The 23,571-nt window shown below is 40.7% G+C and carries 22 protein-coding genes and 1 riboswitch; of the genes, 17 read left to right on the top strand and 5 right to left on the bottom strand.

What is annotated here, in order from left to right:
• The first annotated feature begins 27 nt into the window (after positions 1-27).
• The 4 genes from qoxB (at position 28) to SB775_RS09820 (ending at position 3,782) form a co-directional block, all read left to right on the top strand.
• Entirely contained in the window at positions 28-1,974 is a 1,947-nt protein-coding gene (qoxB, locus tag SB775_RS09805; protein ID WP_089362570.1) for a cytochrome aa3 quinol oxidase subunit I, read from the top strand.
• The gene (qoxC, locus tag SB775_RS09810; RefSeq protein WP_061461385.1) at positions 1,974-2,570 is read left to right on the top strand and encodes a cytochrome aa3 quinol oxidase subunit III; all 597 of its coding nucleotides are present in this window, start codon (positions 1,974-1,976) and stop codon (positions 2,568-2,570) included. Before qoxB ends, qoxC begins: the two co-directional genes overlap by 1 nt.
• 1 nt (position 2,571) lies before the next feature.
• On the top strand, positions 2,572-2,856 hold the full coding sequence (qoxD, locus tag SB775_RS09815; RefSeq protein WP_061461387.1) for a cytochrome aa3 quinol oxidase subunit IV: 285 nt from the start codon (positions 2,572-2,574) through the stop codon (positions 2,854-2,856).
• A gap of 476 nt (positions 2,857-3,332) precedes the next feature.
• Positions 3,333-3,782, top strand: coding sequence for a YfmQ family protein (locus SB775_RS09820; RefSeq protein ID WP_089362571.1), 450 nt, complete (start codon positions 3,333-3,335; stop codon positions 3,780-3,782).
• Positions 3,783-4,056: 274 nt separating this feature from the next.
• On the opposite strand, the gene SB775_RS09825 is transcribed toward SB775_RS09820, so the two are convergent.
• Positions 4,057-4,191 (bottom strand): BA3454 family stress response protein, encoded by a 135-nt coding sequence (locus tag SB775_RS09825; RefSeq protein WP_061461391.1) that lies wholly within the window; start codon positions 4,189-4,191, stop codon positions 4,057-4,059.
• Between the two features lie 525 nt (positions 4,192-4,716).
• Positions 4,717-5,574, bottom strand: a complete 858-nt coding sequence (locus tag SB775_RS09830) for an EamA family transporter (RefSeq protein WP_410861467.1) — start codon at positions 5,572-5,574, stop codon at positions 4,717-4,719.
• Positions 5,575-5,701: 127 nt separating this feature from the next.
• A riboswitch (PreQ1 riboswitch) is annotated at positions 5,702-5,747 on the top strand.
• A 108-nt stretch (positions 5,748-5,855) separates the two neighbouring features.
• On the opposite strand from SB775_RS09830, the gene queF reads away from it, so the two are divergent.
• The 3 genes from queF to SB775_RS09845 all read left to right on the top strand — a co-directional run bounded on the left by queF (position 5,856) and on the right by SB775_RS09845 (position 8,642).
• On the top strand, positions 5,856-6,356 hold the full coding sequence (gene queF, locus SB775_RS09835) for a preQ(1) synthase (protein WP_410861468.1): 501 nt from the start codon (positions 5,856-5,858) through the stop codon (positions 6,354-6,356).
• A gap of 203 nt (positions 6,357-6,559) precedes the next feature.
• Entirely contained in the window at positions 6,560-7,906 is a 1,347-nt protein-coding gene (locus SB775_RS09840) for an aspartate kinase (protein WP_410861469.1), read from the top strand.
• Positions 7,907-8,312: 406 nt separating this feature from the next.
• Complete coding sequence (locus SB775_RS09845) at positions 8,313-8,642, top strand: GHKL domain-containing protein (protein WP_477627363.1); 330 nt, start codon at positions 8,313-8,315, stop codon at positions 8,640-8,642.
• A 107-nt stretch (positions 8,643-8,749) separates the two neighbouring features.
• Here the strand turns inward: SB775_RS09845 and SB775_RS09850 are convergent, their stop codons facing one another.
• Positions 8,750-9,316: a nitroreductase family protein gene (locus tag SB775_RS09850; RefSeq protein ID WP_410861470.1), complete on the bottom strand. Its 567-nt coding sequence runs from the start codon at positions 9,314-9,316 to the stop codon at positions 8,750-8,752.
• Positions 9,317-9,756: 440 nt separating this feature from the next.
• Between SB775_RS09850 and SB775_RS09855 the strand changes: the two genes are divergently transcribed.
• Positions 9,757-11,505 (top strand): ABC transporter ATP-binding protein, encoded by a 1,749-nt coding sequence (locus SB775_RS09855; RefSeq protein WP_410861471.1) that lies wholly within the window; start codon positions 9,757-9,759, stop codon positions 11,503-11,505.
• Entirely contained in the window at positions 11,480-13,270 is a 1,791-nt protein-coding gene (locus SB775_RS09860; protein WP_410861472.1) for an ABC transporter ATP-binding protein, read from the top strand. The genes SB775_RS09855 and SB775_RS09860 overlap by 26 nt, the downstream gene beginning before the upstream one ends.
• Positions 13,271-13,316: 46 nt before the next feature.
• Here SB775_RS09860 and SB775_RS09865 read toward each other — a convergent pair whose 3' ends face one another.
• The gene (locus SB775_RS09865; protein WP_410861473.1) at positions 13,317-13,853 is read right to left on the bottom strand and encodes a hypothetical protein; all 537 of its coding nucleotides are present in this window, start codon (positions 13,851-13,853) and stop codon (positions 13,317-13,319) included.
• 52 nt (positions 13,854-13,905) lie between these two features.
• The gene (locus SB775_RS09870; RefSeq protein WP_410861474.1) at positions 13,906-14,055 is read right to left on the bottom strand and encodes a MerR family DNA-binding transcriptional regulator; all 150 of its coding nucleotides are present in this window, start codon (positions 14,053-14,055) and stop codon (positions 13,906-13,908) included.
• An 85-nt stretch (positions 14,056-14,140) separates the two neighbouring features.
• On the opposite strand from SB775_RS09870, the gene SB775_RS09875 reads away from it, so the two are divergent.
• The 8 genes from SB775_RS09875 (at position 14,141) to SB775_RS09910 (ending at position 23,507) form a co-directional block, all read left to right on the top strand.
• Complete coding sequence (locus SB775_RS09875) at positions 14,141-14,845, top strand: CPBP family intramembrane glutamic endopeptidase (RefSeq protein WP_410861475.1); 705 nt, start codon at positions 14,141-14,143, stop codon at positions 14,843-14,845.
• Between the two features lie 203 nt (positions 14,846-15,048).
• Positions 15,049-17,103, top strand: a complete 2,055-nt coding sequence (locus SB775_RS09880; protein ID WP_410861476.1) for a carbon starvation CstA family protein — start codon at positions 15,049-15,051, stop codon at positions 17,101-17,103.
• A 13-nt stretch (positions 17,104-17,116) separates the two neighbouring features.
• Entirely contained in the window at positions 17,117-17,320 is a 204-nt protein-coding gene (locus SB775_RS09885; RefSeq protein WP_089362581.1) for a YbdD/YjiX family protein, read from the top strand.
• A 260-nt stretch (positions 17,321-17,580) separates the two neighbouring features.
• Positions 17,581-18,795 carry an ammonium transporter gene (locus SB775_RS09890; RefSeq protein ID WP_410861477.1) on the top strand — a complete coding sequence of 405 codons (1,215 nt, stop codon included), beginning with the start codon at positions 17,581-17,583 and terminating at the stop codon, positions 18,793-18,795.
• A gap of 15 nt (positions 18,796-18,810) precedes the next feature.
• Complete coding sequence (locus tag SB775_RS09895) at positions 18,811-19,173, top strand: P-II family nitrogen regulator (RefSeq protein WP_061461417.1); 363 nt, start codon at positions 18,811-18,813, stop codon at positions 19,171-19,173.
• Positions 19,174-19,685: 512 nt separating this feature from the next.
• Complete coding sequence (locus SB775_RS09900) at positions 19,686-20,336, top strand: LytTR family DNA-binding domain-containing protein (protein WP_061461422.1); 651 nt, start codon at positions 19,686-19,688, stop codon at positions 20,334-20,336.
• A gap of 131 nt (positions 20,337-20,467) precedes the next feature.
• The gene (gene scpC / locus SB775_RS09905) at positions 20,468-21,994 is read left to right on the top strand and encodes a succinyl-CoA:acetate CoA-transferase ScpC (protein ID WP_061461424.1); all 1,527 of its coding nucleotides are present in this window, start codon (positions 20,468-20,470) and stop codon (positions 21,992-21,994) included.
• Between the two features lie 406 nt (positions 21,995-22,400).
• On the top strand, positions 22,401-23,507 hold the full coding sequence (locus tag SB775_RS09910; RefSeq protein ID WP_289321125.1) for an AI-2E family transporter: 1,107 nt from the start codon (positions 22,401-22,403) through the stop codon (positions 23,505-23,507).
• The last annotated feature ends 64 nt before the right edge of the window (positions 23,508-23,571 follow it).

A 23,571-nucleotide genomic window follows, 5' to 3' on the forward strand; every position in this document is an offset into this window, starting at 1 on the left:
TATTTTCCTGAAAGGAGTCACAAAAGTATGGATTACTTTGATCGATTTGCCGTACCTCATCCAAGTCCTGCGATTTATGCATCCATGGTTGCCATTGGCCTAACTATGATTGCGCTTGTTGCCGGAATTACCTATTTTAAAAAATGGGGTTACTTATGGCGTGAGTGGTTAACAACGGTTGACCATAAACGTATTGGTATCATGTACATCTTGTCAGCACTACTTATGCTTTTCCGTGGTGGCGCAGATGCTCTATTGATGCGTGCCCAAACGGCTATTCCAAATAACGGCTTGTTGGATGGACAGCATTATAATGAAATTTTTACAACACACGGGGTTGTTATGATCCTGTTTATGGCTATGCCATTTATCATTGGGTTAATGAACATTGTTACACCATTACAAATAGGGGCACGTGACGTAGCATTCCCACGTCTAAACGCAGTAAGCTTCTGGTTATTCTTTATGGGGGCAATGCTATTTAACATCTCTTTCGTAGTCGGTGGTTCTCCTGATGCAGGCTGGACATCTTACTTCCCGCTGGCAAGTAACGATTTCAGTGAATCAGTAGGTTCGAACTATTACGCGATTGCAATTCAAATAGCTGGTATCGGGACATTACTGACTGGTATCAACTTTATCGTAACAATCTTGAAAATGAGAGCACCTGGCATGAATTTAATGAAAATGCCAATGTTCACATGGTCTATCTTGATCACAAACTTTATTATCGTTTTCGCTTTCCCTGTATTGACAGTGGCACTTGCGTTAATGACAATGGATAGACTATTCGGAACTCAGTTCTTTACGATGGCTAATGGCGGTAGCGATATGCTTTGGGCAAACTTGTTCTGGGTTTGGGGACATCCTGAAGTTTATATAGTTATTCTTCCAGCTTTCGGTATTTACAGTGAAATCATTTCGACTTTTGCACGTCGTAACCTGTACGGTTATAATTCGATGGTTATCTCTATGGTAGCTATTTCTACACTATCTTTCGTTGTATGGGCTCACCATTTTTATACAATGGGTCACGGTGCAATGGTTAACGGTATCTTCTCGGTTACCACAATGGCAATTGCAGTTCCGACCGGTGTTAAGATTTTCAACTGGTTGTTCACACTTTGGAAAGGTAAAATCGTTTTTACCGTCCCAATGTTATACTCTTTAGCTTTCATTCCGATTTTCACTCTCGGTGGGGTAACTGGGGTTATGCTTGCCATGGCAAGTGCTGACTACCAATACCATAATACAATGTTCTTAGTAGCTCACTTCCATTACGTTTTGATCCCTGGTACTGTATTTGCCGTACTTGCTGGTTTTACGTACTGGTGGCCAAAAATGTTTGGTTTCATGTTGAGCGAAAAAATTGGGAAATGGTCGTTCTGGTTCATTACTATCAGCTTTAATGTAACATTCTTCCCGATGTTCATAACTGGTTTAGATGGGCAAGCACGTCGTATGTTTACGTACTCTGAATCAACGGGCTATGGTCCATTGAATTTGCTCTCATTCGTTGGAGCAATTGGCATGGCAATAGGTTTTGCGCTTATTGTGTACAATATCTATTGGAGTACTCGTTATGCATCAAGAAATATTTCAAAAGATCCATGGGATGCACGTTCTCTAGAGTGGGCTACACATACACCAATTCCAGAATACAATTTTGCAATTGTACCTACAGTTGATTCTACAGAAGCATTCTGGGATTCTAAGAAAAAGGGCTTTAAATTATTTGGTGGTAAAGTAGAAAAGATTCATATGCCAAATAACAGTGGCGTACCGTTTATCTTGAGCTGTATCTTCTTCGTTTGGGGCTTTGCAATGGTATTCAGCATGTGGATCATTGCAATCATTGCCACACTTGGTATCTTTGCTTGTATGGCTCACCGTTCATTCGAAAAAGACCACGGACGTTATATCTCCGTTGAAGAGATTGAAGAAACTGAAAATAAATTGCGAGGTGCTAAGTAATGAAAATAGATAACTCGCTGCCACTAGAATATAGCACGGAAGAAAATCGCTTAAAGATTTTTGGATTTTGGATTTTCCTGGGGGCAGAAATAGCTCTTTTCGCTACACTGTTCGCCACTTATTTTGTATTAGTTCATGGTACTGGAAATGGTCCTACAGGGGACGAACTCTTTAAAGTACCAACCCTAATGCTTCAAACAATTTTTCTTTTAACCAGTAGTTTTACCATTGGTCTTGGAATCAATGCAATGAGACTTGGCAGACAGAAAGCGATGCTTGGTTTCTTCATTATCACCCTTATTCTTGGTTTAGGCTTTTTGGGAGTCGAAATCTATGAATTCGTGGAGTATGTACATGAAGGAGCAACCATTCAAACAAGTGGTTTCTTATCTAGTTTATTTGCGTTACTAGGTACGCATGGAGCTCACGTTACACTTGGTTTATTCTGGGGAACCTTCATCATTCTGCAGATTAAAAAACGCGGTATGACTCCAGAAACTACAAACAAAGCTTTCATCTTTTCTCTTTACTGGCATTTCTTAGACGTTGTCTGGATTTTCATCTTCAGTTTCGTCTACCTGAAAGGAATGATGTAATATGAAAGAATTATTCCCACGGGGCCAAGTTATGGGATTTGCTTTTTCACTAGTCCTGACTTTGGTTGCACTATCAGTTATAGTGTATGATCTCTCACTAAAAATGGCTTTAATCATCCTACTTGTTACAGCCTTCATGCAAGCTGCACTTCAATTTGTTATGTTCATGCATGCAGGAGAGTCTGAAGATAAAGCATCGATTTACACAAACGTTTACTACGGATTGTTTGTTGCATTGGTTACAATTTTCGGTACAATGCTAACAATGATTTGGGGATATCAATAATCCATTCCTGCAAAACTGGGCGTCTTGATGACGCCCAGTTTTTTTGTATTCAAATTATGGTGAGCGTAAAATTACATACATTCAATCCTCTGCATCATAGAAATTTGTATTGTTAAGAAAGAAGAGGGGGGAGGAGAGGCAAATACTGTGATGGAAAATAATTTAGTATCTCCTTAATTTATTGTGTATCCTGCATTATAATGGGTACGGTGGGCTTTTTGCATTTAGATATATTGAAAATGAGACTCAAATTCAAACGTGATATTGGATATATCTTTAAAAAATAATTTTAGCGTAAACAAAAAGAATCCATTTTTGAAATTAGATGATCAAGATGATTAAGTTAGTATAAAGTTTTTATATTCACCAATAGTTAAACGTTAATAGAACGGACACATTTCCTAAGAAAAGCTTTCCGCTCTTTTGATATAATAAGTGATATAGTAGTTAACTATGCCTTAGCGGAGATGATGAATATGACATTGCCGGTTTTGATTTTGACAATTCTCATAAGTTTGATTAAATTATTAGTTACCTGTCTTCCAACAGATGCAGTGAATTGGATTCTCAGCAAATTTGAAATGCATTCAGAACTTAGTGACGCGAATGCCATCGTAACCTTTGACGGAAAACGGTTGGAAGGTGAAGAAAAAATTCAAGTTATTAATTATTTCAACAAAGCTAAATTTTTGAAAAAGAATCATATATTTCCAGGTAACGAACAATTATTTTTACATCCAGAGAACAGTGGGGCTCCATTAGTCATTGATACTAAAAAAGGCAAGAAGGATGTTAGGTTATTTTTGTACATTTACAACGACCACGTGGATGTAGTTAAACAGTACAAGAAGAAAGTAGTTGCGTATAGTCTGCTCTCCAATAGCCTTCAGGAACGTTCAATGCCATTAATAAGGGATGTAGTTTAAAAGGAACATAAACAAAGTCGCTCTTTTTTTCTGATTCAGATTGAGAGTTGAATGTTCACAAACTGACACATCCAAATTGGTATTATGTGGGAAAAGCTATTAAAAGTGGATTTAGGGGAAAATCGTTATCGAGGAGTTCTTTGAATAGAAAAAATTCATTAGAATACTATAAATGAAATACAATAAATCTGGATTGAAATGCGAAAAGTAATTTTGATGATTATGTCTAAAAGGGTAATAAAAAAAGCAGGTATCTAAAGCGATGCCTGCTTTTTTAAGCTTTCCATTGTTTTTCCACTTGATTAAAGGCTTGTTGTAAAATTTCTTCTTGATTAGTACCTGGTTTAGTAAGGACGTTAGTTTGATAAGATTTTCCTTGGAAATCAACTGTTACTGTAACTTTTACCATTATGCATCTTTCCTTTCTTGGTTCAGTAATGAGGTGGTTGTACCTACTTCTTTTATACCCGTGGGGGAAGACTTTTCAAACATTGCGAAGTAGCAAGTGTGGGGATTTAATATTCAAAATTATCTGATATTTTTAAGGGGATGTCAACACTTTTTTTGACAGACTCCATTTCCTTATTTATTTTTAGGCTGTTTTCACATACTTTGTTGCTATTTACCAGGTAGTGAGTTGTGGTTGATTTCCCCTCCAGATGCTCGCTTTCCTTGGTGCGGGCGGTGAGCCTCCTCGGCGTAAACGCCTGTGGGGTCTCACCTGTCCCGCTGCTCCCGCAGGAGTCTCGCACTTCTGCTCCAATCAACCTTAAATAGTTTCGTTTTAAAAACAACAATCTTTACGAAAAGAGCCTATTTTTATGTGTACAAGGCTTGTGTATTGGGGTCAGACCATACCCTTTTTTGCGGCTATATAAAGACGACCTGGCTTGTGTGCGCATAACAGCCAGGTTGTTTTTGTAAAATTAACTATTCATATTTTCGTTAAGATAATTCCGATTAATGCTGCAAGTACGCCGGCAATTTGATAGGATTTAAGTTTTTCTTTGAATAAATAACAACCAGCGAATACGACAACTAAACAGTTCAGGCTGACGACAGGAAAGATGATGCTGGCGATTCCAGTATTTAATGCAAAGAAATAACATCCATAGGCTATGATGCTTAATAACCCTACGAGTGATCCAATTTTCACTTCCATTAACTTAATCTTCTCATTCTTGATGGCTAATGCCGAAATGAGATAAAGTGTTCCGCCACCATACATTGATACTAGGATATCAAGGGAGTTTAAATGAAGACGGGTTGATGTCGTCATTAAGATACCTAGCACACCAAATGAGAAAATCGCGAATAATGTGTGCATCATCCAAGGTAAATATTGATGATTGCCCTTAGCATTAGGTGTATACTGAATGACAAGGGTAGCGAGCAGCATGCAGACAATTCCGCTCCACTGCAGTGAAGAAATATGCTCATGAAAAATTAATGCAGCACAGAGGATGGGAAATATTGCATTTGCCGCAATCAGTGGTGATGTCAAACTTGCCGGTCCTTTTTCAAAGGCACTTGCCATCTGGATATTACCGTTAGCGTTCAGTATACCAATGGCTCCACCAAGCAAGATGGATGGCCAGTTAGTAGTCAAGCCATCTACAAATCCGCTATATAAAAGTGACATGATGAAGGCGGTAAAATAAAAGAAAAATTGGATATGTACCTTTGAGTAACCCTTTCCGTTACTCCATTTAAAAATGCTGTTATTGATTCCGAAACATAAACTGGTGATAAGAGCCGCAAAAATCCACATTGCTTTAATCTCTTCCTTCATGTAGGATAAACTTCTTCTACATTTTAAGCCGAATACGTGTAGGAATCAAACTTAAATAAAAAGTAGATTGACAGATTAGATTTTTTTTTCTATATTTACTATGACAATTTTAAATATTTCCCGATAAACGGGAGAGGTTCATAGCTTCACCCTCTTAAAAAAACTATGGCTTTGATTATTTTTTTGCGAATCAACCATATCTTTGAGGAGATATGGTTTTTGTTATATAGAGGCCCATTTTATGAATCTCCCCTGACAAACGTGGATGAGGAGGACTTTTTATGTCTGGAAGAAAAGAAGAAGAATTAAAAAAAGATATCACACTGCTTGGGAATCAAGGGACAAAATATACATTTGACTATGCGCCTGAAATTCTGGAATCATTCGATAACAAGCATCCGAACCGGGACTATTTCGTCAAATTCAATTGCCCGGAATTCACTAGCTTATGTCCAATAACGGGCCAGCCGGACTTTGCAACCATTTACATCAGCTATATTCCAAGTGTGAAGATGGTGGAAAGCAAGTCATTGAAACTTTATTTATTCAGCTTCCGTAATCATGGTGATTTCCATGAAGACTGCATGAACATCATCATGAATGATTTAATCGAGTTGATGGATCCCAAATATATTGAAGTCTGGGGCAAGTTTACACCTAGGGGCGGAATCTCCATCGATCCTTACACAAATTATGGTAAACCAGGTACAAAGTATGAGAAAATGGCGGATTACCGCTTGATGAATCATGACTTATACCCGGAAACGGTGGATAATCGCTAAAGATTAGAAAAAGACAACTGGCTTATGCCGTTGTCTTTTTTTGGTTTTTTGCTATTCTCATTCAGTAAACTCACTATTTTGTATTCTTTAAAAACACAAATGTCCTCCTGTGGAGGAATTAACACTTGATTGTTTCGTGAAAAAACGTAATAATAGGAAGAGTTAATTTTGACAGAATATTTTCAAAAATAGGGGATGTCGTGATGAAAGTTGCAAAGTTTGGCGGAAGTTCACTTGCGTCAGGTGAACAGGTGAAAAAGGTATTCGAAATTGTAGTTGCTGATCCAGAGAGGAAGATTGTTGTCGTTTCGGCTCCAGGGAAACGCAATTCAAATGATATAAAGGTGACGGATCTATTGATTGAGGCTGCGGAACAGCAGCTGCGCGGGGATAACGGAGAGCATTTGATAGAAGATGTGGTATCCCGCTATGCGAGCATTGCTGAAGAGCTGGATATATCCGAGGAGGTCATCACTGGGATTCATGGAAATCTAAAAGCACTGTTGCATGGAGACCAATCTAACCCGAAGCGCTATTTGGATGCTTTAATGGCCAGTGGCGAGGATAATAATGCTAAGCTGGTTGCAGGTTATTTTCAAAGCCGTGGTGTAGAGGCTCAGTATATAAATCCAAAGAAGGCTGGTTTGATCGTAACGGATGAAGATGGATTTACCCAGGTGATGCCAGAATCGTATGATCGGTTATATGCTCTACGTGATGAGCCAGGAATCGTAGTATTCCCAGGGTTCTTCGGATACACGTTAGATGGTGAGGTTTTAACATTCTCAAGAAGCGGTTCCGATATTACGGGTTCGATTCTTGCGAATGGGGTCAAAGCCGATTTGTATGAGAACTTTACGGACGTGGATGCCGTTTATGCGGTGAATCCAAATGTGGTTTCCAATCCGAAGGGAATCAGGGAATTGACCTATCGTGAAATGCGGGAGCTTTCTTATGCCGGTTTCTCGGTATTTCATGATGAGGCGCTGATTCCTGCATTCCGTGCGGGAATACCAGTCCATATACAAAATACAAACAATCCGGCTGCACAAGGGACCCGCATTGTAAGTTCACGGGATAATACGAATGGGCCAGTTATTGGGATTGCAAGTGATAAAGGATTTTGCAGTATTTACATTAGCAAATATTTGATGAACCGGGAAGTTGGTTTTGGCCGGAAACTGCTGCATATCCTTGAAGATTACGGAGTTTCGTATGAGCATATTCCATCAGGCATCGATGATGTGACACTTATTCTAAGGCAGGACCAGATGGAGGGTGAAACCGAGAAGCAAATCATTTCACGAATCAAGAAAGAGCTACATGCCGATGAGGTGAATGTGGAGCATGATCTTGCTTTGATCATGATTGTAGGTGAAGGAATGCGTCATAATGTCGGTACAACGGCAAGGGCGTCAAAAGCGCTGGCCGAAGCAAAGGTGAACATTGAAATGATCAACCAAGGCTCTTCGGAAGTAAGCATGATGTTCGGTGTGAAAGGGAACAGTGAAGAGACGGCCATTCAGGCCTTATATCACGAGTTTTTTTGAGTAAGAACGTTTAGGGACCTCCTTGAAAAGGGAGGTTTTTTTGGATATGAATTGTCCCCGCTAAGTTCAAATGAATAAAAGACGCGCTGAGGGTTCAGCGCGTCATGTTTAGTTCAGGACCCATTTGTCCTTTAAGAATAATATTCTTGAGACAACAAAGGGGAGGATGATCAAGATGACGAGGGAGCTGGCTGTAAGGAAGATATTCTGAATATCAATCACACCATATATCAATTCTTTAAAGAGTGCGAAGATGTTTAAAATCGGCAGCAGGAAGTGCTTGTTTGTTAACTCATGTAAACCTGTGCCTCCTAAAAACAATGTCGGCAAAATGACGAGCATGGTAATGGGCGATAAATAGTTAAACGTTCCCCTCTCATCTTTACCTTTAAAGGATCATGACGTTGTGGCACTGATAGGGAATGTCCTCGCAAATGCGATAGAAGCTGCTGCATCATGGCAGGAGGAAAGAAGGGAGATAGCCCAAATTACGCTCCATTTTTATAAACGGAGTGGTATGTACCTATTATCATGCAGTAACAGTTGTCTGCCAGTACCTAATCCCATTCTGGACGGACTGTTTGAAAAATACGGTCAAACCACGAAATGGGGGCAGCATGAAGGGATGGGTACGAAAATCATCGCTGATATCGTGAAAAAACATCAAGGGTATTTGGATTTCACCTATAAAAGTGAAGAATTCAACTTGAAAATTAAGGTGCCGGCTATTAAATAATCTTCTTTAAGGGGTTATTATAAGTGAAAAACAACATTTGCCTGCGTTTTGCTCTTAAATATAAAAGGAAAGCCTCCAAATAGAAGATTGGAGGCTTTCCTTTTATATCAGTCCATAATTGTCAGGAGTTGATCGATCGCGTTCCTTGGCCGTGGGGCAGGGATCATATCGGGATAGCCGACGTGAAGGCTGCCGACAATCTTCTCTCCGGGTTTCATGCCTAAAGCTTCACGAAACTCGATGCTGTGTATCATGCCGTATGTTTCCCATATCAGCCCGATTCCTTGTTCCCAGGCAAGCAGGCTGAAATTCTGGATCAAGGCACTTGTAGCCGCATAATCTTCTTCACGTGTCATAGGATTCGGATTCTCTTCCATGATCACCGCGACAAACATCGGTACATCTATAAGCTTATTATATCCTCGCTGTCCGGCTGCTTCTTTCTTTTCCGGGTCCTTCTCTTTGCCTGACATGAAAGCACGGGTTGCCTCTGCGAGTTTTAATCGGCTATCACCATGCACCACGACAAAGCGCCATGGTTGGGTAAGTTTATGGTTCGGTGCCCATGTCGAAGTTTCCAATAGTGATCGGATGGTATCAATAGGAACAGGAATGTCCTTAAATCGTTTGATGCTGCGCCGTTCTTTAATGATATCTTCAAGTTTCATGATCATCCTGCTCCTTTATATAAGTAAGTTTGTTAGTTTTTTTAAAAAAATAATCCCCGGCTGCCTAATATGCTTCCAACGTGAATAAATACTTGAATAAAGAGGGGGCAATATTCCAGTGAACTGCATTCGCTAATGAGCATATAAATTTTACTAGGCACAGAGAAGCCGGGGCGACATTGTATCTATGTACAATATCAAAAAGGTACGATATGAGATTATCGTAATTGTTTATCAAATTTCAGAGATTGATAATGAAATTGAAAATCATTATCAATTAGAATTGTCGCCTATTTCCTGTTTTTTGTCAAGGGTATTTATTAAAAAAATCAAGTTATTTACCAATCCTTTAAATCAGTTAAAATCTTTTAAATAATCTGTATAAAAATGTATAATGAGAGGTGAAAAGATGCTATCTACATATGAAGAATCGAAGGGTGTCATAGATGAAAAAACTGGCCTCATTTCTTAAGCCATACTGGCTCTTGATCATTCTTGCTTTATTCTTGATGATTGTCGAGCTCGGTGTAGAACTGTTACAACCTCTATTTATTGCTAAAATAATTGATGATGGCATTTTACAGAAAGATTTATCGGTAGTGATTAAATGGGGAAGTGTCATGGTTGGACTTTCCATTTTTTCATTTCTTGGCGGGATCGTTAATTCCTTTACAGCATCACATGTAAGTCAGAGCTTTGGACATGATGTAAGAAAAAGCCTTTTTGGTAAGATACAGGCGTTTTCTTTTGCGAATTTGAATAATATCCCGACTTCATCGTTGATTACAAGGATGACGAATGATGTGACCCAGCTTCAAAATACGGTTTTCATGGGCCTTCGTATCATGGCAAGGGCGCCTTTGATAGTAATCGGGGGGGCGATAATGGCGATTGCGGTGGATTTGAAACTCTCCCTTGTTTTGGTCATTTCGATTCCGGTTCTTGTTTTCTTCCTGGGATGGGTTATGAAACGGGCGGCTAAGCTGTTTAAGCTCGTACAGAAAAAGCTCGATAATGTCAATGGGGTCATGAGGGAAAACCTGACAGGCATGCGCTTGATCAAGGCCTTTCTTCGTAAGGAGCATGAAATCGGACGGTTTGACGATGCGAATGACGAGTTGAAAAGAAAGACTGTGACTTCCCTTCGTTTAATTGAAACGACAATGCCTGTTCTGATGCTGGTCATGAATGTGGCGATTCTGATCATTCTTTGGCTTGGAAGCGGATTTATTACAACGGGAGATATACAGGTAGGGGAAGTTGTGGCGATTGTCAACTATGCCACAAGGATTGCGGCATCACTTTCCGTTTTTTCATGGCTGATCACGGTCATATCCCGTGCAAAGGCTTCAGCGGAACGTGTGACGGAAATATTTAAAACCCCGATAGATATTGATGAAGGCAAAATTGAATGCAAGAGTGATACCGTCAAAGGGGGAGGCATCAAGTTTCTAGATGTATCTTTCCGCTATCCTGGAACAGATGCACCGGTATTGAAAAACTTGAACTTCTCTATCGATCCGGGAGAATCGCTTGCCATCATAGGAGCAACAGGATCAGGGAAAACATCCTTGTTTCAGCTGATTCCGAGATTGTACGAAGTTGAGAGCGGATCCATTCTAATAGATGACCAGAATGTGAAAGATATTCCCTTGAATTCGCTGCGGAAAAGGATCGGCTATGTACCGCAAGAAGCCTTGCTTTTTTCAGGAACCATAAAAAATAATGTTGCTTGGGGAAAAGAAGGGGCCTCGATGGGGGAAATCATGGCAGCTGCCATGGATGCTCAGGTTCATGAGACCGTAATGAAACTCCCAAAACAATATGAGACGCAGTTAGGGCAAAAAGGGGTGAATCTGTCCGGAGGTCAAAAACAACGGTTATCGATTGCGAGGGCATTAGTGCGCAGACCGAAGATTCTCCTTCTGGATGACAGTACGAGTGCGCTGGATTTGAAAACGGAAAGTAAATTGCTCGCCGCTTTAAAGACCTATACATGTACAACACTCATCATTACACAAAAAATCAGTACAGCCATTGAGGCGGACAAGATCCTGTTGCTGGAAAATGGCCAAGTGCTTGCGCTGGGGAAACATCAGGATTTGATTCAAACAAGTGATCTTTATCGAAAAATCGTTCACTCACAGTTTGGGGAGGAGGGGATTTCTCTTGAGTCGAAGAATATCTCCCGATAAGAAAAAGGCAAAACCAGTCAACTCATGGAATACGATAAAAAGGATCACCCCCTACTTAGCAACGAATAAAAGCCTGCTGTTTTTTGTCCTTTTCATGGTACTGGTAAGCTCGGTTTTGGGGTTGCTTGGCCCATTTCTTGTAGGGATGGCCATCGATGACTATATTGTAACGAAGGATAGCGGGGGGCTGATTAGCCTTCTTATCGGGCTTCTCGGAGTCTATATATTCTATTCACTATCCATGTGGCTTCAGAATTATTGGATGATCGGAATCGCACAGGATACAGTTTATGCGATGCGCAATCAACTGTTCAAAAAGCTTCACCAATTGTCCATTCCCTTTTTTGACCGGCGTCAGCATGGGGAATTGATGAGCCGGGTCACGAATGATATAGAAAATGTCAGTTCTACTTTGAATAGTTCCGTCATCCAGATTTTCTCAAGTGTGCTGACACTGGTCGGGACGATCGGAGTGATGCTGTATTTAAGCCCGTTATTAACTGTTTTAACCTTATTCATCGTTCCTCTTATGTTTTTTGGGCTGAAGTGGATAACGAACAGGACGGGCAAGCTTTTTAAGGAACAGCAGAAGAACCTTGGAGACTTGAATGGGTTTATAGAAGAAACGATTTCGGGACAACGGATTGTAAAGGCTTTTTCGCAGGAAGATAAAGTGATCCGTGATTTTATCACCCGGAGTGAAAACTTAAAGAAAGCCGGATTCCTATCACAATCATACTCTGGGCTGATTCCAAAACTGATGAATTTACTGAACAACTTAAGTTTTACTGTAATAGCAGCTGTCGGGGGTTTTTTGGCGATGAGTGGCATGGGAACGGTTTCCATCGGGGTCATTGTCATTTTCACCGAGTATTCAAGGCAATTCACCCGTCCGCTCAATGACCTGGCTAATCAATTCAATACACTCCTCTCGGCTGTTGCTGGTGCGGAGCGGGTTTTCGCCATACTTGATGAAAAAGAAGAAGAAGTGGATGAGAAACAGGCCTCTGAACTTCGGGATGTATGTGGTGAGGTGGACTTTGAGGATGTTTCCTTTTCGTACAATGATGAGGGCCAAACGATATATGATGTTAGTTTCCATGCAGAAAAAGGGGAGACCATCGCGCTTGTAGGTCCCACTGGGGCCGGTAAGACTACGGTCATTAATCTGCTTGCGCGTTTTTACGAGCCGAACAGCGGCCGGATCTTGATCGATGGCCAGAATATCCAGCAGGTGACGAGGTCCAGTCTCCGCAAGCATATGGGCTTTGTTTTACAGGATTCCTTTTTGTTTCAAGGTACGATTCGTGAAAATATTCGCTACGGTCGGCTGGAGGCGGGCGATGTAGAAGTGGTGGATGCAGCCAAACTTGCCAATGCCCATTCCTTTATCATGAAACTGCCAGACCGCTATGATACCATCTTGAATCAGGATGGCAGTGGAATCAGTCAGGGACAGCGCCAGCTTTTATCGATTGCCAGGGCTATTTTAGCCGATCCCGTTCTATTGATTTTGGATGAGGCGACAAGCAGTATAGATACGATTACCGAGTTAAAAATCCAGGAAGCATTACATCGTTTGATGAAGGGGAGGACAAGTTTTGTCATTGCCCATCGATTGAATACGATTCAGCAAAGTGATCAGATCTTGGTGCTTGATGAAGGAAGGATCATTGAAAAGGGATCACATGATGAATTATTGCGGCGAAGGGGTTTTTATTACGAACTCTATCGCAGCTCATTAAAGGAAAATCAGACCGGATGATGAAAAAATGTGTGCCGTTAGGCGCACATTTTTTGTTTTGGTCACCTTATACTTTCAACTTGCATTCCATTTCATTTAAAGAGGCGATTGCCTCCTCTAAAAATATGAGGATTTCTTCCTTTACCGGATATAAACCTGCCGAGGAGGAGTCAGCTGCGGATTTACGAACTTCCCAGAATTTCTCCTCTAGATCTTTGTTTCCTTCGAAAATCAATTCGGATAAAAGCAGGCAATCTTCAGCGATCAGCTTTCCTTCCTCGGATTCGGCAGAAAATCCTTTTTTGATGGTTAATTCTATACGTTTTATTAGGTTGATCCATTGTTTCGTTTGGATATTATCTTTTTCCATCTTAGGTAGTTTGTCCAAGGTTTTCCGTTCTTCTTTGCTGAAGAATTGATCACGATTATGTTCTTTTCTGTAGATTAGCGGCAGCAGCAGCTCCCAATCCAGATCTCCTTCGACTTCTATACTATTTAACAAGGTTTGGATGTTCTTAAGAGTGTTTTCAGCTTCCCTAATGCTTGATATCGTCTGTTGTTGTTGATGAAGGAGCAATTCTTTGAAGGCCTTTTTATCCAACACGGTCTTTATATCATCTAAAGAGACCGAAAGGCTTTTAAGCAAGCAAATTTTTTCAAGCCTTTTGAGGTATTTCCGTATAATATCGGCGGCCATTTGCGTGTCGGAACTCAGGTGTCAGTAATTGGATTTGGTCGTAATACCGAATCGTTCTAATCGTAACGTTCGCAAGTTTGGACAATTGACCCACGGTCCAAAATTCCATTGTCTTACCTCCAAATTAATATTGAAGATGACGTTGCGTCATCATCTACACTTACATTATAGCTTAACAGAACAGGAGGGATAAAATGGATTTTGACAAGAATGAGTATTTTAAAGGTGATCCATGGGGAATTAAGGAAGGAGTATGGATGTTGGGGTTATCATGCTTCATTGTGCCTGTTTTCATTGAATTCTTGCTGAGAGAGCAGTTCGATTCATTTTTTCGGAATGGTTTATATACAGGAACGACCATGGGCTTCATTATGGCCATCGTATTTATGTTAGGGGTTTATTTCGTATGCTTAAGGCCGTGTAGTTTATCTTGGAAGGAAGTGGGGGTTCGCCGATTTGCTGCGTCTTACTGGGGGGCGATAGCAGGTTGGACCATTGTATTGATATTTAGCAGTATTATGGTGCTTGCCCTGATGATGGCCGTAGGGGGAACGTATGAAAATGAAAAAACAGAAAGTGTGAAACAGAATGTCACAGTCTTTAATTTCTTCATAGGCTTCATTTCTGCTGCCATCATTTCTCCCGTTTATGAGGAAATCCTTTATCGAGGATTCATATACCGTTGGATTAGAGTCCGAACGGGAAAGAGCTGGGGAATGTTCATCAGCTCCTTCCTTTTCATGGTCGTTCATATCCCTACTTATAATACATTAATGATCAATTTTATAAGCGGTTTGGTATTTGCTTGGGCATACGAAAAGACAGGGTCCATCTGGCCATCTGTTATGATTCATGGATTATTTAACGGACTGGCGGTGATATTGACGTTCTTAGAGTGAAATAACCAATCAGAAAAAAGGGAATTATCGACAAGATAATGGAAAATACTTTACAAATCGCCTATTTTGCTATTGCTAAAAAACCTTTTAATAACATATAATTCTGAATATACGTAAAATTCTTTAAATTAAATGGATCATAGCCTAACTCCATATGATATGAAGATTTTTTATAGTAAACCATTGAGAGGGGATGGTAAAAAGTGAAAGCGCTTAAGTCGGTCATTCTTTGGGGAATCATATCTGCGGTGGGGGCGGTGAGTTTTGGTTTCGTCGCATTAAACCGGGGGGAAAGCATCAATGCCATGTGGATTGTCACTGCAGCACTCTGTGTTTATTCAATCGCATATCGCTTTTATAGTAAATTCATTGCACAGAAAGTGTTTGAGCTAGATGATAATCGCCAGACCCCATCGGAAGCGAATAATGATGGGAAGGACTACGTGCCTACAAATAAGTGGGTGTTGTTTGGCCACCATTTCGCAGCGATTGCCGGAGCTGGCCCTCTTGTTGGCCCCATTCTTGCAGCGCAGATGGGGTATTTGCCAGGGACACTATGGCTTGTAGTCGGAGTTGTATTAGCTGGTGCGGTTCAAGATTTCGTTATTCTCTTCGGTTCGATGCGCCGTAACGGTAAATCATTGGGAGAGATGATCAAAGAGGAAATCGGACCGATTACAGGTTTGATTGCGATGATCGGAATCCTCGGCATCATGGTTATCTTATTAGCGGTACTTGCCCTGGTTGTCGTAAAAGCGTTGGTGGGCAGCCCATGGGGTATGTTCACGATTGCCTCGACAATACCGATTGCAGTCCTCATGGGCATCTACATGCGCTATATAAGGCCCGGTCGTGTTGGAGAAGGTTCCATTATTGGCATTATACTATTGATGCTTGCGTTATTTTTCGGCCGCTTTGTATCCGAAAGTGCTACATTGGCGCCAATGTTCACATTTGATGGAGAAACGATCGCCATCATGCTGATTGTCTACGGATTCGTTGCCTCCGTTTTGCCGGTATGGATGTTATTGGCACCACGTGATTACTTAAGCACATTCTTGAAAATCGGCACGATCATAGGACTTGCGCTTGGTATTTTCATTGTCATGCCGAGCCTTGAAATGCCTGCCGTCACTCAATTCATCGATGGAACAGGACCCGTTTTTTCAGGGAATTTATTCCCATTCTTATTCATAACGATCGCTTGTGGAGCGGTGTCGGGGTTCCATGCTCTCGTTTCATCGGGAACGACTCCGAAAATGATTGAACGTGAATCACATTCACGTCCAATCGGATATGGGGCGATGTTGACTGAGTCCTTTGTAGCCATCATGGCGATGATAGCAGCCTGTGTACTGACGCCAGGGATCTATTTTGCCATTAACAGCCCGGGCGCCGTTGTGGGAACGGAGCCGGCTCAAGTGGCGGCTACGATATCCGATTGGGGTTTCATTTTGACACCTGAAATGATTACCGGCCTTGCAGATGATGTTGGGGAAGAGACCATTTTATCCCGCACTGGTGGAGCGCCAACCTTTGCAATCGGTATGGCCCATATCTTCTCACAAGTGATTGGTGGAGCGTCCCTGATGGCGTTCTGGTATCATTTCGCGATCCTATTCGAGGCATTGTTCATATTGACCACCATTGATGCGGGAACCAGGGTAGGGCGTTTTATGATACAGGATATTATCGGCACCTTTTACAAGCCATTTGCCGAAACGAATAAATGGCTACCTAATATTATTGCGACTGCCATTTGTGTAATCGGTTGGGGGTATTTCCTATATCAAGGGGTCATTGATCCTCTTGGCGGAATCAATACCCTTTGGCCATTGTTTGGAATTGCGAACCAGATGCTTTCCGCCATTGCGTTGCTGCTTGGGACGACAGTCCTTTTCAAAATGGGCAAAAAAGCGTATACATGGGTCACTCTTGTGCCAACTACATTCTTATTGATAGTGACCATGACGGCGGGATGGCAAAAGCTTTTCCACGAAAACCCTGCGATTGGCTTTTTGGCACATAAGGATAAATTTAAAGCGGCCTATGATAATGGGGAAATTCTCGCTCCGGCAGCAAATCTATCTGAGATGAAACGGGTTATCGTCAATGATTATGTGGATGCTGCCCTATGTGCCATCTTCATGATCGTTGTGATCACTGTCCTGATTTCTGCCATTAAGTTATGGATAAAGGTCTTGAAGAGCGAGAAAATAGATTTACATGAATCACCTTATGTATCCAGGTCATCATAAGGGAGGGAAGGAAATGTTGAAAAGATTAGTTAAGATTCTCAGCTACAGAAAGCAGTTCGTCAGTTTGCTTGTCGGCGTTCCGAGTTATGATACTTATGTGGCACATATGAGAGTGCACCATCCTGAAGATCCCGTGAAAACCAGGAAAGAATTTTTCTGCGAAGCCCAGGATGAACGCTATAACGCAAAGGGTGGGAAAGTGTCTCGTTGCTGTTAACTGAATATTTTTTTGAAGGGCCCTCAATAGGAGGGCCTTTTTTATTTGAATTAAGAACCCGGACATGAGTAGAGGGAGAAATATAACGACGATAGAATCCTGGTCCATTATTCAAAACTGATGTTATTTAACCTAACAATATTGGTGTGAAACATTAAAAAATAAGTTGAATTATTAGAAAATTAAGTTTATGATAAAAAATATAACATTTAAATGTTAATAAACATAACATATACAAAAACAAGGGGGAAAAAAACAGTATGCAAATGGCAGATTCAGTATTCATGTTTTTGGCGACGATGATGGTTTGGTTAATGACACCAGGGATTGCCCTATTTTATGGAGGGATGGTAAAAAGTAAAAATGTCCTGAATACGGCAATGCATAGTTACATGCCACTTGCTGTCATTTCGATTCTTTGGGTGCTGATTGGATATTCTTTATCATTTTCACCTGGTAATGCATTTCTGGGCGGTCTGGACTGGGTTGGCTTAAATGATGTAGGCTTTGCACCTGGACCATACAGCGAAACAATTCCTCATAGTTTGTTCATGTTATTCCAAATGACATTTGCCGTTTTAACAGCATCGATCATTGCAGGTGGCATTGCTGAGCGGATGAAGTTTTCAGCATTCTTGATTTTTACGATCCTTTGGTCTTTATTCGTATACGCTCCTGTTGCTCACTGGGTATGGGGGGGCGGCTGGTTAGCAGAGCTTGGTACTCTTGATTTTGCAGGTGGCAACGTTGTTCATATTTCTTCGGGGGTTGCCGGTCTGGTTTTAGCGATTATGTTAGGTAAAAGGAAAGAGTCGGGGGACAGTGCACCACATAATCTTCCTTTAACATTCCTAGGTGGATCATTAATATGGTTCGGTTGGTACGGCTTCAATGTCGGAAGCGCACTGACAATCAATGAAGTGGCGATGAACGTATTCGTTAATACAGCTGTTGCAGCAGCTGCTGGTATCGTTGGCTGGCTGATCGTTGAGTATATGGCTAATAAAAAGGCGACATTGCTTGGGGCAGTATCCGGAGCCATTTCTGGGTTGGTTGCCATTACACCGGCTTGCGGATTTGTAACGCCTGCATCATCCATCATCATCGGGGTCATAGGCGGCGCCGTTTGTTTTTGGGGCGTATTCTTCTTGAAAAATAAACTGGGCTATGACGATGCTCTTGATGCTTTCGGATTACATGGGATCGGTGGAACATGGGGTGGCATCGCTACAGGTTTATTCGCGACCACTTCCGTCAATGAAAGCGGGGCAAACGGTTTATTCTATGGAGATTTCAACCTATTGTGGAAGCAGCTCATAGCGATCGTTGTAACTTATATTTTCGTTGCCGTGGTCACATATATCATCGCTAAAGCCATTAACCTTTTCGTTCCGTTACGTGTCAGTGAAGAAGATGAGTACATGGGGCTTGACCTTACACTTCATGGAGAAAAAGCTTATCACGAATCAATTTAAAAGGGGGTTGATCATATGTCCGAGGTTTTAACGAAAATAGAAATCATTACACGTCCCATTAAATTTGAACAATTCAAAACGGAACTAGCAAAAATAGGGGTAAGCGGAATGACTGTTTCGGAAGTAAAAGGAACGGGTCTTCAGAAAAGTTATGTGGAAACATATAGAGGCAGAAATCGTGAAATGTCATTACATGACCGAATGAAGATTGAAATCGTCGTGTGTGAAGTTCCAGTTCAGGATGTCGTGGATGTAGCAAGGAAATTCTTGAGTACCGGTAAACCAGGTGACGGAAAAATCTTCATTTATGAATTGGCGAATGTTGTGAATATCCGTACCGGAAAAGAAGGCCATGATGCGTTAAAGAATGAGATTTGATGCAGTGACTCAATCGACCAAATGTGCCGGATCCAATAAATAAAAGAAAGGGAGCTGAAAATGGGGAGACTGGTCCGAATTGTTAATGCAAAAAAACAGAAGATCGTTAATACGCTCATTTCAGAGGATGTATATCAACCTGATGACAGACCCTTTTTATTGGAATTACCATTAAAAAATTTAGAAGAAATTTTATCGCTTCGAATAAAGTCCTCGTTTCAGGATCCCCGATTTAAAAAATAACCTTTTAGCCGTTTCCTTATGAAGGAGAACGGCTTTTTTATGCATCCCCCATGGAAATCGAGGAGCTTTCCAACTATAATAGATAAAAGGACATAAATTTAAATCCAATTTTTTTGCCTTTTTTGATACTTTTCGCTTAGTTAATTCGTTTTTTCTTTAATTTGCGAAAAGTGAATTCGGAAAAATGTAAGTCCTCCAAAAATTATTCGCGAATGCCCTGTTTAATGATGGGGAAATTATTAATATGTTCTTTTAAGAGGTGAAGGGAAATGGATCAATTTACGGTCGAATCCGTTTTAAATATCATCAGGGAGTTTGTTCCGAAGGATGCTTCAATTTCTGTGGCTGATTCCAAAAAATACATTTATTATCAACCGAGCAAACAAGTTGACCTAAGAATAAAACCGGGTGATTTAATTAGTGAAAACACGGCGACATATAAAGCTCTGAGTGTCCGTAAAAAAATAGGGGTGCAAGTTGAAAGTAATGTTTTTGGCGTACCCTACTATGGGCTGAGTGTACCTATCATGGACGAGGGCAATCCTTTAGGGGCGGTAACAGCCATTTTGCCTTCAAAGCCATTAATTTTACCGACATCATTCTTGACCATTAAAACAGATGAACGCTGGATACCGCTTCCTTATGATGAAATTATGTATTTGGAAGCTCAAAATAGGAAAACTAAAATTCAGTCCGAACGTGTGAGTGGATTTCATAAAATGAACTTAAGTGAATTGGAGTACATTTTACCTAGTGAATTATTCATTCGTGTGCACCGTTCGTACATCGTCAATATTAACTATATACAGGAAATCCTTCCTGATTTTCATTCTACATTTTTACTAATAATGAAGGACAATTCCAAAATCCAAGTAAGTCAAACATATGCAAGTCAATTCAGAAGGGCTTTAGGATTTTAGTGTTACTCCTTTGTGTGAAATAAATGCTGGTTTATGCTCCATTTAAGGCTTTTCATTCGGAAACGAATGTAACTATTACACTGGCTTGGTAAAATTAAGTGTAAGAAAAGCGAAAAATGGGGGTCTTTTGTATGAACGAAAGCGTTTTCAAAAAAATTCGCAACGAACAATTTAAGGGGAAAGTAGTTACAGCGGAAGAAGCAGCTTCATGGATTAAAGATGGGATGAAACTCGGTATGAGTGGATTTACCCGTGCTGGTGATGCTAAAGTTATTCCAATGGCTCTGGTTGAAAGAGCTAAAACTGAAAAATTCAAAGTTGATGTTTATACTGGTGCTTCTTTAGGACCTGAAGTCGACCAACATATGGCGGAAGCTGGTATCATTAACAAACGCTTACCGTTCCAAGCGGACAAAGGCATTCGTAATAAAATCAATGCTGATGAAGTCACATATGTTGATCAGCATTTATCTCATACAGCTGAACAAGTCCGTCAAGGCATTGTCGGACCTATAGATTTTGCAATCATCGAAGCACTGGCGATTACAGAAGAAGGGTTAATCATCCCGACAACTTCTGTAGGTAACTCAGCCATATTCGTTCAAGAAGCTAAACATGTAATCATTGAATTGAACGTATCCCATCCAGAAGGATTGGAAGGGTTGCATGATATATATACACCAGCTAAACAAGGGGAACGCGAACCGATTCCTATGACTAGCGTAAGCGATCGTCTAGGTTCGATCGGTATTCAGGTTGACCCTGAAAAGGTAATGGGGGTCGTCGTTTCTACAGATCTTGATGCACCTTCTACAATCGTGCCGCCGGATGAAGAAACTGCAACCATCGCAAACCACCTTATTAACTTCCTTCGTGAAGAAATCAAGGCTGGTCGTTTAACTGAAAGCCTGGCTCCGCTTCAATCAGGTGTAGGATCAGTGGCAAATGCAGTATTCGCGGGCTTCCTTGATTCTGAATTTAAAGATTTGGAAGTGTATTCAGAAGTGCTGCAAGATGCGGTATTCGATTTAATCGATGCTGGAAAAGTTAAATTCGCTTCAGGTTGTTCGATTACATTAGCTGAAGAAAAAGGAAAACAGGTTTACGGTGAACTTGAGAAGTACCGTGATAAACTTGTTCTTCGTCCACAAGAAATATCTAACCACCCTGAGATCATCCGCCGTCTTGGTTTGATTTCAATCAATACAGCGTTAGAGTGTGATATCTACGGTAATGTAAACTCAACACATGTTTCTGGGACAAGAATGATGAATGGAATTGGTGGATCAGGAGATTTTGCCCGCAACTCACGCTTAGGTATTTTCGTAACGAAATCATATGCAAAAGGCGGCAATATTTCCAGTATCGTTCCTTTCGTTTCTCATGTGGATCACACTGAACATGATGTGGATGTATTAGTGACAGAGCAAGGGATCGCTGATTTACGCGGGTTGGCACCAAAAGAGCGCGTAGAGTTAATCATCGAAAACTGTGCGCATCCTGACTACCGTCCGCAGCTTCGTGCATACTTCACTGAAGCAGTTGCGCAAACTGGAGGACATCAAACTCCACATATTCTTGAAAAAGCATTCTCATGGCATACAAACCTAGCTAAAAACGGTACGATGCTTGAAGCAGTACTTCAAGATCAAAAATAAGAGTCAAAACCCCGCCATTACAGCGGGTTTTTTTTATTTGGATTCGCCCTTGTTACTTATCCACTTTATGATATTTGTGGAAACCAATGAATCTTTCGTCAACTCCAATGGAATATTGAAAGGTAAATAGATTATTCTCCTGAGCAATTTGTATGGTGTTTCCAATTAGTTCTTTTTCCTTCAACTTATAACGGATTTAAAGTGTAAAATGAAGCTTAACCATCAAAAAGGTAGGGAATGGCGTCATTATGATTTTTTCTTTTATTTTTGTATATAATTATTCATTCAAGTTAAGGAAATATGGTAAACTGCAAACAATGAAAGATTATCATCATAGGATTTTCCGAATTTATGATGTTGTTTCCTAAGGGGAGTTAAATAGAATGGTAATAGTGGAGGAGATAATTTGTTCAAGACAAAACTGCATTTTTGGACGTTAGAGTTATTACTATTGTCTTTACTTTTTTATGTTGGTACAAAGATTTCTTTTCTTTTCGAACCAATAGTTATTTTTACATCTACATTGTTCTTTCCCATCTTGATTTCAGGTTTTCTCTACTTTTTGTTCAACCCCACTGTTGATTTCCTGGTTAAAAGAAGAGTGCCAAGGGGATTGGCCATAGTATTGCTTTATGTATTTTTCCTAGGATTGGTTAGTTTGTTGGTCGGTCTGGTTGGCCCATCACTTTCCAAACAGGTTACGGATTTAATCAATAACCTTCCGGATTATTTCAATCAAGTTAGGAAGTTCATTGAAGATTCAGCAGAGTCAAAATGGTTTTTGTGGACGGTGGAACAAGATTATGTCCCTTTGCAAGAAGTAGGAGATTCGCTTCAAAAATATTTGACGAATTTACCGAGTAATATAACGAATAGTTTATCTTCTGTTTTCAGCGTAGTGACGAATATAACATTAGTGGTCGTAACGGTTCCTTTCATCTTATTTTATATGTTGAAGGATGGGGATAAGCTTCCAAGCTCCATCATGAAGTTCGTACCGGTTAGCTATAGAAAACCAGCTTTAACAGTACTTCAGGAAACTGGCGGGACGCTTACTACATACATACAAGGACAGATGCTTGTTTGCTTGTTTGTTGGGATTGGAACGTTCATTGGGTATTTAATCATTGGTTTGCCTTACGCGTTCTTATTTGCGCTGATTGGTGCAGTAACCAATATCATTCCATATGTAGGTCCGTTTATCGGAGCGGCTCCTGCGGTCATAGTGGCATTGATTCATTCACCGGCCGAAGCGTTATTGGTCATTCTTGTTGTAACGGTCATCCAGCAACTGGATGGTAATTTCATTTCACCGTTAGTCATCGGGAAAAAATTGAACACACATCCGCTTACCATCATCATCCTATTGCTCGTCGCCGGAAATATAGCCGGTATCATCGGTATGATTTTGGCCGTTCCTACTTATTCCGTTGTTAAAACGATTGTATTGAATATCGTAAAATTCATCAGGATCAGGAAAGAGGAAAAGCTTGAAGAGGATATACTGGAATGAAAAAACGGGTCCGACTCATTTGAGTCGGGCCCGTTTTCTTAGTGAAGGAACGAAAGCTTATTAA

This window comes from Peribacillus sp. SIMBA_075 (assembly GCF_046534585.1).